This window comes from Emticicia aquatica, from assembly GCF_923079645.1.
GTDB lineage: Bacteria > Bacteroidota > Bacteroidia > Cytophagales > Spirosomataceae > Emticicia > Emticicia aquatica.
This window is the reverse complement of sequence record NZ_CAKLPY010000001.1, coordinates 1,823,247-1,835,240: the sequence shown is the minus strand read 5'-3', so window position 1 is coordinate 1,835,240 and position 11,994 is coordinate 1,823,247. Positions and strand designations below refer to the sequence as shown.

Here is an 11,994-nt window from a genome sequence, read left to right as displayed (position 1 = left end):
AGGAAATTTGTTTTTTAGTTTAGGTGATAAATTATTTAATCTTTATCTAGTCATAAAAAGCTCTTTTTTGACTAAATCTGGTCTTGAATGTGAAATCAAATGACCTGATTCTGGAATAAATATAAATTTAGCATTTTTTCCGATAAGCATCTTTTTTGCGAAAGAAAAATTTGTTGTATCTACAATCCAATCTTGTCCACCTGCCATCACTGTTACGGCCGAATTTATCTTTTTCCAATCATTTTTGAGTATTTTTAACTCTTTTATGTGGGCAAATTTTTCGTCAGTTGCGGTGTTCATTCTTTCGGGTAAAAACCACCTTACTAAAAAGACTTTTCCAAACTTTGAAAACCACCAAAATTTTTCAGTATCTGGGTCGATGGCTGGAGAAAGAAGTACAATTTTTTCAATTTTTTCGGGATATAAAGCTGCAATTTTCGCCGCAACAGGTGCTCCATAAGAGCGACCAATAATGATTACTTTTTTATTTGAATGATTACTTTTCAAGGCCAAAATGATAGATTTAGCTTGTTCTTCTAATGTGTAAGTTCTTTTTTTGGGAAATTTTTGCGATTTCCCATAGCCTGGTCTATCCACCGAAATAAGATGAAAATTATGTTGTAACAAACTATCATCAAGCAAGTTCATATAACCGTCCCAAGAACCAGGAGCACCATGAATAAAGAGTACAGGTTGTGCAGTATCAGCCCCTAAAGTTACGTAATGAAGTTTTATTGAATCATTTTCTACGATATGAAAAAGTGGTTTTGAAAGCCGATTTTGATAATGTAATTTCAATTCTTTTTCGGTCATTATCCACTTTCCAAAACATGAAACTAACAATACACTTAATAAAAAAAATACCGAAAATAATTTAAAATTTGTTTTCACCTTAGATTTAATTTTATACCAAATACTAATTTTTTATTGCTATAAACGCCTTTTTATGATAAATCGTTTGGTTTAAAATGAAATTTAATGTCATTTTAAACCAAATTTCTTTCCGGGCATAGCTTTAATTATTCCTTGAAATTCAAGATTTAATAGCAATGAAGCCAACCGATTAATAGCTATTTGTGTTTGCCAACTTAATTCATCAATTTGTAATTCTCCGTAAGTTCGTAAATGTGAAATTACTTGACTTTCTTCATTGGTAAATAAACTTAAATCCAATACATTTTTTTTGTACAAATCTGTTGAATTATTTCCATCAGTATCCCAATTCATAATTTCGATTAAATCCTCGGTTTTGGTATAAATAGTGGCTTTATTTTGCTTGATAAGTTTGTTGCAGCCTTCCGAAAATTTGTTTGCTAAAGTTCCTGGAACAGCAAAAACCTCTCTATGATAATTATTAGCAAATTCGGCGGTTACCATCGCTCCACCTTTTGCAGCCGATTCAATTACCAAAACTGCGTCGCTCAACCCTGCAATTATTCTATTTCTGGCAATGAATAAATTCCTCATTGGTTGCATTCCAAGTGGATTTTCTGAAAGAATTCCGCCATTTTCAAGTATTTGGTCAATATATTTCTGGTGTTGAGAAGGATAGATTATATCCAAACCACTTGCTAAAACCGCAATCGTTGGTAATTGATTTTCTAGAGCAGCTTTATGAGCAGCAATGTCAATTCCATAAGCTAAACCACTTATAATTAATGGATTATAAGGTTTTACTTGTTCAATTAATTGTTCAGTTGTTTTTTTGCCATAATCTGTTGCTTGTCGAGTGCCAACAATCCCAATGGTCCTGAAATGGCTTAAATCAGCATTGCCTTTATAGTAAAGTACCGAAGGGGCGTCATAAAGCTGTTTTAATCGAGAAGGATAATTTTTGTCGGTAGAAAAATAAAGAGTTATTTGTTGTTTTTCGGCTTCATGCCAAATTTTTTCGGCATTAATCAGCAAGTCTTTTTTTTTCAAACTTTCGATGACAGTTTTGCCAATTCCAGGAATTTTTATGAGTTTTTCAGTTTTTGCTTTAAAAACATTTTCTGCTGAGCCGCAATAACTAATCAGTTGTCTAAAAAATACACTTCCTACGCCATCGACATTTGTCAATGCAATTTGATAAAGTTTTTCCATTCTAAAAGCTGTGGATTTATAATTTTAATGTGGGATTTATTTAATTATGAGCTGTTTCTAGCTCTTTTAATTTTTATTTCTGAAAAGATACTCTCCCCAAATTGGATAATGGTCAGAATTAGCTGTTTCTGAGAAAGTTTTAAAACGTTTTATTTCAAATTTTTTCTTGTCATAAAATTGATTATCAATTCTCAAAAACCCAGGCTTTTTATGATAAGTGAAACCAAAACCACGTCCACCATCCTCAAATCCATTGTGCAAATAAGAACGAACTTTCCCATAAGCAAATCCATAAGGCAATTCGTTAAAATCGCCGCAAAGAATGACTGGAAAAGGGCTTTCTTGAATCCAATGTTCTAATTCTTTAACTTGAATAGCTCGGTCTTCAAAACCATCTTTCAATTGATGATAAATCGTTTTTGCTTCTTTTTTAGCTTTTTCTTCGTTTTCTTCATTCTTTGCTTCAATTACTCGCTGAACACGAATTCCCATCGAACGAAGTTGAACATTGATAACTCTAATCGTATCTTTTTTAATTACAACATCGGCTGAAAGTAATCCATTATGGTTAATCGACCAATGTTTTTCTTGCTTTGCTATAATCGGATATTTTGAAAAAATTGCCAAACCTATGCTTCCTTGTCCACGGTCATTTCCTGGAGTAGAATGCACATAAGTATAGTATTTATGTGTCCCTCTTAATTTTTTTATTGTTCGGAAGTCTGGAAAACCATCCCAATTGTAAAGTTCTTGTAAACACTTTATATCAGCATCTAAATCAACAGCTTTCTTTATTAATTGAATGGCATTTGTAGTATCATGTTGGTGAACGTAAGTAAAAGCATCGCACCACATAAGGTTATAACTCATTATGGTGAACCCTTTACGCGTATCTCTTAAATCAATATTATGCCAAGTGAAAGTGCGAAGTATAAAGGGAAAACCGATAATTAGAATAATAAAAGAGAGTAATGAACGATATGATTTACGAAAAATCCAAATTAGAACAAACAAAAAATTAAGGATTAGTACAAAAGGCATTGAAAGCATCAAAAAGCCTGCTAGCCAATGTTTTACGCTTACCGAATAACTTAACTGATACACCAATAAAGTATAAAGTATCAGCAAAAAGTTCAGAAAGAATAAAAAACGTTTTAAAATTTGTCTAATCAATAATACCATTCCTTAGAATTTGAAGCTTCTAAATAATCAACATCTAAGCCTAAAATTAGTTCCTAAATTCAAAATTACGAAATATACCCGATAGAATCTTTTAAAAAGCCTACCTTTACACCTAAATCCAGATTAAGTTTATGCCACAATTATGAAAAAAAAATGGGTTGAATGGGCAAAAAGATATATGCCCGCAGGAATAATATCGAGTACAGCAACTATTTTATCATCTGTTTTTACTTATAAAATAACGCTAAATCACCTTACCTCCGCTTTGGTCGGCACTTGGGTTGGAAACATAGTTTACTTTGGCTATATGCTAGGTAAAGATATATTTGATACACAAAAAAGGTTAGCTCAAAAAAACATTCAATATTCAATCAAGACCTTTATGCAGAATATAAGGGCTTTAGTTGTTGAATTTGGTTTTTCAGAATTGTTTGATAGCTTTTTAATTCGACCAACTTTAATGTATTATTTCCCGATTTGGGTCGATGATATTTGGCTAGGAATAATATTGGCAAAAGTTGTAGCTGATATTACTTTTTATGTGCCAGCAATTATTTCTTACGAGTATTCCAAAAAGAAATTAAGGAGTTTCAATTGAGAAACCAGAAGTCGAATCATTGTCTAACAAGAGGTTTCTTATTGATAATTGGTAATATACAATCAGTTAATCTAATAAATCATTATAATGTTAGTAAATATTTGCTAAAACAGAAATAAATATCTATATTTGCGATAGAATTGTGAAAAAGGAGGTGCGAAGCCCTCCTTTTTTTCTTGTAAATTTATGACGAAATCGTCGTCGTTTTCTAAAATATGAATACAGAAGTCAAGCAAAAAATCGAACAATTACTAGAACCTCTACTCGAAAATGATAAATTTTTTGTAGTTGATATTAAGGTTTCTTTATCAAAAGTTCATAGTAAAGTTACGATTTTGTTAGACTCCGATGAAGGCATTAAAATTGATGAATGCACCGCTATTAGTCGTAAATTAGGTGTAGATATTGACGAAATGATGCCTGAAAAATACACTTTAGAAGTATCATCGCCAGGGGTTGACATACCTTTAAAATCAGACCGAATGTACCGAAAGAATGTCGGAAGAAGTTTGAAAATTACACTTAAAGACGGAAGCGAATTAAAAGGTGTTTTGGAATCCGTTGGTAGTGAAGAAATTATTATCATCGAAGATAAAAAAAGAAAGAAAAAAGAAGAGATAGTTCCGATGTCAATTCCTTTTGTAAATATTAAAGAATCGCAAGTAATTATATCATTTAAATAAATAAAATAGAGTTTTTGGGTTTATATTATTCAAATTTGAGCTAGTTATTACAAAAGTGTAGTATCACTCATTATTCAGAACTCATCACTCAGAACTATTTTACAAGCTATGCACAGTGGAGAATTAATAGCATCATTTTCGGAATTTGCCCGTGAAAAAAATATTGATCGACCAACCATGATTAAGGTTTTGGAAGATGTATTTCGGACAATGATTCGTAAGAAATTTGGTTCAGACCATAACTTTGACGTCATCATTAATGCTGATAGTGGCGACTTAGAGATGTGGCGTACCAGAGAAATCGTTGACGATAATTCGGAAGATATTTGGGATACTGATAAAATTATGCTTTCAGAAGCTCAAAAAATTCAACCTGATTTTGAAATCGGTGAAGAAGTTGCTGATGAAGTAAAATTAGAAGATTTTGGTCGCCGTGTGGTTCAAACTGCTCGCCAAACTTTGATTCAAAAAATCAAAGATTTAGAGAAAGAAATGCTCTACATTAAATACAAAGATTTAGTTGGAGAGTTAATTATTGTGGAAGTTTATCAAATTTTAGGTAAAGAATTGGTTTGTTTGGATAGCGAAAGTAATGAGTTAGTTTTGCCTAAAATCGAACAAATCCCTAAAGATAGACCACGCAAAGGGACAAGTATTAAAGCAGTTGTTCATAAAGTTGAAATGAATAATGGTACACCTAGAATCACTCTTTCACGAACTTCTCCAGTTTTCTTGGAACGTTTGTTTGAGCAAGAAATTCCTGAAATTCTAGATGGTTTGATTTCTGTTCGCAAAATTGTTCGTGAGCCCGGCGAAAGAGCAAAAGTTGCCGTCGAATCTTATGATGATCGCATCGACCCAGTTGGTGCTTGTGTTGGTATGAAAGGTTCAAGAATTCATACAATTGTAAGAGAACTTGAAAATGAAAACATTGACGTAATTCAATGGACTGACAACCTTAACTTGTTAATATCGAGAGCTTTAAGCCCAGCAAAAATTAGCAATATTCAGGTTGATAATGAACGTAAACGTGTGGCCGTCTATTTAAAACCAGACCAAGTTTCATTGGCTATTGGTAAAGGCGGTATGAATATCAAGTTGGCTGGAAAACTAGTTTCAATGGAGCTTGATGTATTCCGTGATATTGAAGGTGAAGAAGATGAAGAAGATGTAGATTTGTCAGAGTTTTCTGATGAAATCGAAGATTGGGTACTTGATGAATTCCGTAAAATTGGTCTTGATACAGCTAAATCAGTGTTGGCAATTTCTAAAGAAGATATTGCTCGTCGGACTGAACTAGAAGAGGAGACAATTGACGAAGTTTTAGGAATTCTCAGTAGAGAATTTGAATAAATCAAATATAATAGAGTGAAATAAAATGAAATAATCAACTATAAACCGTATATTCTTGATAATAAGGATTTTACAGATTACATTTGTGTTTTTCAATTTTAGCTCATTCCTCAGTAAACCTTTCCACAATTTTTTACGTTGGAAATGTAGTAGGCAAGAATCCAGAAATGGATAATAAAAACAGATTTTTTTAATCATTTTATGACAGAACAAAAAGAAATGCGACTCAGCCTTGCGGCGAAGAAACTCAACGTTGGTATTGTAACTATCGTTGAAAAGCTTGCTGTGAAAGGACATCGTATTGAAAATAATCCTAATGCCAAACTCAATTTTGAATTATTAAGTATTCTTTCTAAAGAATATAATAACAATTCTTTATTTGAAGATGGCGGAACGCCCAAACCAGTTGAAGAAAGTAAACCTTCTGCTGGCAATTCTGATATTCTTTATTTCCGCCAACAATCTAAAGTAGAGGAGAAAAAAGTTGAAACAGTAATTGAAAAAGAGGCATCTAAGCCAGCTGAGCCCGAAGTGATTCGTGCTGAAAGCAAAATCCAAGGAGTGACTATTTTGGGTAAAATTGATTTGGATAGAAAACCTTCTACTCCAACACCAACTCCTACAGTGGTTGTTGAGCCTGTTAAAGAGACAGTTGTCATTCCTCAACCAAAAGTAGAAGAAGCGGTTATAAAACCAAAAGTTGTTGAGATTCCTGTGGAAGCTCCGAAAGAAGTTAAAGTTGAGGCTGTTGTAGAAACAGTCAAACCAACTATTGAAGTGGCTCAAGTTGCTGCTCCAACGCCAACTATTGTAGATGTTCCAAAGGTTATTGTTGAACAAGAACCATTAAAACCAGTCATAGAAACACCTGTGATTGTTACAACGCCAGTTGTTGAAACGCCGAAAGTTGATGTTAAGAAACCTGAGCCGCCAAAACAAGAGCAAAGGCCTCAAAATCAAAATAGACAAGAATTTCAACCAAAACAACAAGGACAACCTCAATCTAGAACAGACCAACGTCCACCTCATAGAGCAGACCAACGTCCTCCTCACAAGGCTGAACAACGCCCAGTTCAAGTTGAACCAGTTAAAAAAGAAATAATTCCAATTATTTTAGATGATTTGATTGAGCCAGAATTGATTCAAGCAAGAGGAGAAAAGTTGCAGGGTTTAAAGGTTCTTGGCAAAATTGAATTACCAACTGAAAGGAAAGCAAGTGTTGCAGAAGATAGAGATAAACGCAAACGTAAACGTAAACGTGTAAAACGTGGAGAGAAAGTAAACAGTTCTGGTGCTGAAACGGTAACACCAAAACCTAAAGTTGTTCAACCAAATACAAGTTCTACAACTACTACAACTTCAGCAGGTGGAGGCACAAATAAAAAGCCTGATCCTAAGAAGAAAAAAGAACGTAAAGAAGAAGTTTCTCAGGTTCAAGTAAAAGAGCAAATCAAGCAAACGATGGCTCGAATGCAGACCAAAGGGCCTGATTTTGGAGCTAAATATAGAAAAGATAAGCGTAAGTCTCGTGCTGACCAAGAGGAGCAAAGAGTTTTACAAGAGCAAGAAGATAGTGCAATTTTAAAAGTTACTGAATTTATTTCTGCGGCTGAATTGGCTTCATTAATGGATGTTTCGGTGACTGAGGTTATTTCTGCGGCAATGAAAATGGGTATGTTTGTATCCATTAATCAACGTCTTGATGCAGAAGCAATCCAAATGTTAGCACTTGATTTTGACTTTGATGTTCAATTTATTTCTGCTGAAGAAGAGGTTAAAGTTGATACTATTGAGAAAGAAGACGCTGATAGCGACTTATTACCAAGAGCTCCAATTGTAACGATTATGGGTCACGTTGACCACGGTAAAACTTCATTATTGGATTATATTCGTCGTACTAAAGTTGCTTCGGGTGAAGCAGGTGGTATTACTCAACATATTGGGGCATATTCAGTTGAAATTAATGAAGGACCAAATAAAGGGAAGAAAATAGCATTCTTAGATACACCAGGTCACGAAGCCTTTACGGCAATGCGTGCAAGGGGAGCAAAAGTAACTGATATTGTGATTGTGGTAGTTGCAGCTGATGATAGTGTGATGCCTCAAACGCGTGAAGCAATCAACCATGCTCAGAATGCAGGCGTTCCGATTGTATTTGCAATCAATAAAATTGATAAAGTAGGAGCAAATCCAGCTAAAATTCGTGAAGATTTATCTAAAGAAAACATCTTAGTTGAAAGTTGGGGTGGAAAGTATCAAGAACAAGAAGTTTCGGCTAAAAAAGGAATTGGTATTAATGAATTGCTAGACAAAGTACTTTTAGAAGCCGAATTATTAGACTTAAAAGCTAATCCAAATCGAACTTCAGTGGGGACTGTTGTTGAAGCATCACTTGATAAAGGACGTGGTTATGTTACTACTGTTCTTGTTCAAAATGGCACATTAAAAGTTGGTGACGTGATTCTAGCTGGTCAATATTTTGGCCGTGTGAAAGCAATGGTTGATGCAACTGGAAACAGGATTAAACAAGCTGGCCCTTCTACACCTGTCCAAGTACTTGGTTTGCCTGGAGCTCCTCAAGCAGGTGACAGATTTAATGTAATGGATACTGAGCGTGAAGCTCGTGATATTGCAAACAAACGTGAACAAATTCATCGTGAGCAAAGTATTCGTGCCAAAAAACATATTACACTTGAAGAAATTGGTCGTAGAAAAGCAATTGGTGCATTCCATCAGTTGAATGTAATTGTTAAAGGTGATGTGGATGGTTCGGTTGAAGCACTTTCAGACTCACTATTGAAACTTTCTACTGAAGAAGTTCAGGTAGCAATTATTCATAAAGGTGTAGGACAAATTTCTGAATCAGACGTCTTGCTTGCATCTACTGCTGATGCAATTGTGATAGGTTTCCAAGTGAGACCTTCAACTAATGCTCGTAAGATTGCAGACCAAGAAGAAATCGAAATTCGTTTGTACTCAATCATCTATGATGCAATCAACGAAATTCGTGATGCAATGGAAGGCTTGTTAGCACCGAAAGAAGAAGAAACTATTGTTGGTACAATTGAAATTCGTGAAGTTTTCAAAATTAGTAAAGTAGGTACAATTGCTGGCTGTTATGTTACTGATGGCTCATTCAAACGTAATAATAAAGTTAGATTGATTCGTGAAGGAATTGTGGTTCATGAAGGTGAAATTCAACAATTGAAACGTTTCAAAGACGATGTTAACGAAGTTAAATATGGTTTTGAATGTGGTATGAGCTTGAAAGGCTTCAATGATATTGAGGTAGGTGATATATTAGAAAGCTTTGAAATAAAAGAGGTTAAACGTAAGTTGTAATCAATATATTAATTGCTTAAAAAAGACCTTTCATTATTGAAAGGTCTTTTTTGTATAATTTAACTTATATTTGACAAAAAAAACTACGAAATATGAAAATACGATTTATTTTTTTTGCAGTGGGTATGTCATTCTATTGTTGTAAATCTGAAAAAAAACAAGCACCAAATATTGTTGGAACTTGGGAGCTTTTTTCTGCAACAACAATTGAAAAGGATACCTCTTTTTCGACTTTTGACCCAAGTCATAAAATGATAAAGATTATTAATGATTCCTATTTTACTTTTTTAAATCATAAATTACATCTTGATAATGACTCAACAAATAGTGAATTTACTGCTGGAGGTGGTCAGTATACGTTAGTTGATAGCATTTATACTGAGAATTTGGAGTATTTCGTTGATAGAAAATGGGAAAATAATAAATTTCAATTTGTGGTTACAATTAAAGAAGATACTTTAATTCAAAAAGGTATTGAAAAAATTGAAAAACTAGGGATTGAGCGTACGATTATTGAAAAATACAAACGATTAAAGCCTAAATCTCTTTAATTTGATAGAATTTTGATGATTTTTAACAAAAAAGTCGATGCCAAAGCATCGACTTTTTTATAATTTATTTTAAAAGTTTGGCTTATTTTGCATAAGCAACACTTCTCATTTCTCTAATTACGGTTACTTTGATCTGTCCTGGATATTGCATTTCTTTCTCAATTTTCTGCGAAATATCGAAAGATAATTTACTAGCAATTTCATCAGTAACATTTTCAGAATCAACAATTACACGAAGTTCTCGACCTGCTTGAATCGCATAACATTTTTCAACTCCATTAAATGCTAAAGCAAGTTCTTCCAAATCACGTAGACGTTGAACGTAAGATTCCATCATTTCACGTCTTGCTCCTGGACGAGAACCAGAAATAGAGTCACAAATTTGAATGATTGGAGAAATCATCGATGTCATTTCTATTTCATCATGGTGAGCTCCAATTGCATTAATAACCTCAGGGTGTTCTTTGTATTTTTTCGCCAACTCCATCCCTAATAATGCATGGGGCAATTCTTGCTCTTCATGCCATACTTTACCAATATCGTGTAGAAGTCCAGCACGCTTCGCTAATTTTGCATTTAAACCAAGTTCTGAGGCCATTGTAGCACACATCTTAGCAACCTCTCTTGAGTGTTGAAGTAAGTTCTGACCGTAAGATGAACGGAAACGCATTCTGCCAATCATTCTAATTAATTCAGGATGTAAACCATGAACACCTAAATCAATTACAGTTCGTTCACCAATTTCATTAATTTCGTTCTCAATATCTTTTTTCGTTTTGGCCACAACCTCTTCAATTCTAGCAGGGTGAATACGACCATCTTGTACTAAACGGTGCAATGAAAGACGGGCAATTTCACGTCGAACAGGGTCAAAACTAGAAATTACAATTGCTTCAGGCGTATCATCAACGATTACTTCAACACCCGTAGCGGCTTCTAATGCACGAATATTTCTACCTTCACGCCCAATAACTTTTCCTTTAATTTCATCACCTTCAATATTAAATACCGATACACAGTTTTCAATTGCTTGTTCAGCAGCAGTTCGTTGAATCGTTTCAATGATAATCTTTTTGGATTCTTTGGTTGCCGTTAATTTGGCTTCCTCGATGGTTTGTTTGATAAAGCCAGATGCTCTTGTTTCAGCTTCACCTTTTATGGCATCAATTAACTGTTGTTTTGCTTGGTCGGCTGTTAGATTTGCAATTTTTTCTAATTGTTCTACTTGTTGACTAAGCATTTTTTCAGCTTCTTCTTTGCGTTTGGCTGCTGCTTCAGTTTGTTTAATTGCGTGTTCGGTTTGTTCAGTAAGCTTTGTTTGTAAAGATTCTAACTCGTTTTCACGGCGTTTATTCTGTTCAACCATTTGAGCTGCTTGTTGCTGCATTTGCTTAACACGTTGCTCATTTTGTAAAATAATATTTTTTCGTTTGTTAGAATCTTCTTCAAATTCAGTTTTAAGTTTCAAATAATGCTCTTTTGCCTCCAACATTTTATCTTTTTTGATATTTTCAGCTGTTTGTTGTGCATTTTTTAGCATTTCGTTAGCTCTAATCTCTGCATCTGCCTCTTTACTTTGGAATGTTTTTTTGAGCAATGCTCTACCCACTAAGAAACCAATTGCTAGGGCAATTAGGTCGGTGAGGAGCATCATTAAAATATTAGACATGTTGATAGTTTTGTTTAAAAATTTATAAATAATTAGGGAATAAAGGAAATGTTGGGCATAACGATTTTCTTGAACATGAAGTCAAGGTAGGAATGATGCAAGCAAGACGAAGGGAAGAGAGTAATGAATGAAATTAATAGTGATAGATTACACAGCATAATCTAATGTTTTTCATTTAATTTACCCTCAACTAAGAGAAAGACGTTGATCGATTTCATCAAGTCTTGTTTTGAGCGATTGTTGCAAAAGTTTATATTTATCTTGGTTTTTTTGAGATTCAACCATGCCTTCAATAGCAATAGTTATTAAAAAATCCCAAGAATCCATTTCTCCGCCACTGTGTCTTTTGGTAAACGAATCAAGACGATGATTAACTAAAAGAGCCGCTTTTCTAAAATATGGCTCCATTTCAGGTTGAATTTTTAAGGTGACTACTCTACTCAGCACTTTCAACCCTATTTCTATTTTCTCTAATTCAACCATTTGTAATCAATCTTAATATTAGTCATAATTAAATAAAAATATTGAGGC

Annotated in this window: 10 protein-coding genes and 1 pseudogene; 5 read left to right on the top strand and 6 right to left on the bottom strand. The window is 33.9% G+C overall.

Features of this window, described 5'->3' with window-relative positions:
- Window positions 1-42: 42 nt before the first annotated feature.
- The 4 genes and pseudogenes from MJQ71_RS07930 to MJQ71_RS20995 form a co-directional block, all read right to left on the bottom strand.
- The gene (locus MJQ71_RS07930) at window positions 43-813 is read right to left on the bottom strand and encodes an alpha/beta fold hydrolase (protein ID WP_238806035.1); all 771 of its coding nucleotides are present in this window, start codon (window positions 811-813) and stop codon (window positions 43-45) included.
- A gap of 168 nt (window positions 814-981) precedes the next feature.
- Window positions 982-2,085 carry a DNA-processing protein DprA gene (dprA, locus tag MJQ71_RS07925; protein WP_238806034.1) on the bottom strand — a complete coding sequence of 368 codons (1,104 nt, stop codon included), beginning with the start codon at window positions 2,083-2,085 and terminating at the stop codon, window positions 982-984.
- A 66-nt stretch (window positions 2,086-2,151) separates the two neighbouring features.
- A complete protein-coding gene (locus MJQ71_RS07920) occupies window positions 2,152-2,955 on the bottom strand; it encodes an endonuclease/exonuclease/phosphatase family protein (protein WP_238806033.1) in 804 nt (267 codons plus the stop codon).
- A 63-nt stretch (window positions 2,956-3,018) separates the two neighbouring features.
- Window positions 3,019-3,267: pseudogene (locus MJQ71_RS20995) on the bottom strand (endonuclease/exonuclease/phosphatase family protein); the annotation flags it as partial.
- A gap of 142 nt (window positions 3,268-3,409) precedes the next feature.
- Between MJQ71_RS20995 and MJQ71_RS07915 the strand changes: the two are divergent.
- The 5 genes from MJQ71_RS07915 (at window position 3,410) to MJQ71_RS07895 (ending at window position 9,794) form a co-directional block, all read left to right on the top strand.
- A complete protein-coding gene (locus MJQ71_RS07915; RefSeq protein ID WP_238806032.1) occupies window positions 3,410-3,865 on the top strand; it encodes a hypothetical protein in 456 nt (151 codons plus the stop codon).
- Window positions 3,866-4,080: 215 nt separating this feature from the next.
- Window positions 4,081-4,548, top strand: a complete 468-nt coding sequence (gene rimP, locus MJQ71_RS07910; protein ID WP_238806031.1) for a ribosome maturation factor RimP — start codon at window positions 4,081-4,083, stop codon at window positions 4,546-4,548.
- Window positions 4,549-4,656: 108 nt separating this feature from the next.
- The gene (nusA, locus tag MJQ71_RS07905) at window positions 4,657-5,901 is read left to right on the top strand and encodes a transcription termination factor NusA (protein ID WP_238806030.1); all 1,245 of its coding nucleotides are present in this window, start codon (window positions 4,657-4,659) and stop codon (window positions 5,899-5,901) included.
- Window positions 5,902-6,120: 219 nt separating this feature from the next.
- Window positions 6,121-9,243, top strand: coding sequence for a translation initiation factor IF-2 (infB, locus tag MJQ71_RS07900; protein WP_310587523.1), 3,123 nt, complete (start codon window positions 6,121-6,123; stop codon window positions 9,241-9,243).
- Window positions 9,244-9,335: 92 nt separating this feature from the next.
- Window positions 9,336-9,794 carry a hypothetical protein gene (locus MJQ71_RS07895; protein WP_238806028.1) on the top strand — a complete coding sequence of 153 codons (459 nt, stop codon included), beginning with the start codon at window positions 9,336-9,338 and terminating at the stop codon, window positions 9,792-9,794.
- Between the two features lie 82 nt (window positions 9,795-9,876).
- Here MJQ71_RS07895 and rny read toward each other — a convergent pair whose 3' ends face one another.
- Both rny and MJQ71_RS07885 read right to left on the bottom strand, forming a co-directional pair.
- Window positions 9,877-11,463, bottom strand: a complete 1,587-nt coding sequence (gene rny / locus MJQ71_RS07890; RefSeq protein WP_238806027.1) for a ribonuclease Y — start codon at window positions 11,461-11,463, stop codon at window positions 9,877-9,879.
- Between the two features lie 186 nt (window positions 11,464-11,649).
- Window positions 11,650-11,946 (bottom strand): cell division protein ZapA, encoded by a 297-nt coding sequence (locus MJQ71_RS07885; RefSeq protein ID WP_238806026.1) that lies wholly within the window; start codon window positions 11,944-11,946, stop codon window positions 11,650-11,652.
- Window positions 11,947-11,994: the final 48 nt, after the last annotated feature.

What these genes read in the sequence shown, in the direction of transcription:
- MJQ71_RS07930 (WP_238806035.1), bottom strand. Translation starts at nt 813, where the DNA reads ATGACCGAAAAAGAATTGAAATTACATTATCAAAATCGGCTTTCAAAA.
- MJQ71_RS07895 (WP_238806028.1), top strand. Translation starts at nt 9,336, where the DNA reads ATGAAAATACGATTTATTTTTTTTGCAGTGGGTATGTCATTCTATTGT.
- rimP (WP_238806031.1), top strand. Translation starts at nt 4,081, where the DNA reads ATGAATACAGAAGTCAAGCAAAAAATCGAACAATTACTAGAACCTCTA.
- infB (WP_310587523.1), top strand. Translation starts at nt 6,121, where the DNA reads ATGCGACTCAGCCTTGCGGCGAAGAAACTCAACGTTGGTATTGTAACT.
- rny (WP_238806027.1), bottom strand. Translation starts at nt 11,463, where the DNA reads ATGTCTAATATTTTAATGATGCTCCTCACCGACCTAATTGCCCTAGCA.
- MJQ71_RS07885 (WP_238806026.1), bottom strand. Translation starts at nt 11,946, where the DNA reads ATGGTTGAATTAGAGAAAATAGAAATAGGGTTGAAAGTGCTGAGTAGA.
- MJQ71_RS07920 (WP_238806033.1), bottom strand. Translation starts at nt 2,955, where the DNA reads ATGAGTTATAACCTTATGTGGTGCGATGCTTTTACTTACGTTCACCAA.
- MJQ71_RS07915 (WP_238806032.1), top strand. Translation starts at nt 3,410, where the DNA reads ATGAAAAAAAAATGGGTTGAATGGGCAAAAAGATATATGCCCGCAGGA.
- nusA (WP_238806030.1), top strand. Translation starts at nt 4,657, where the DNA reads ATGCACAGTGGAGAATTAATAGCATCATTTTCGGAATTTGCCCGTGAA.
- dprA (WP_238806034.1), bottom strand. Translation starts at nt 2,085, where the DNA reads ATGGAAAAACTTTATCAAATTGCATTGACAAATGTCGATGGCGTAGGA.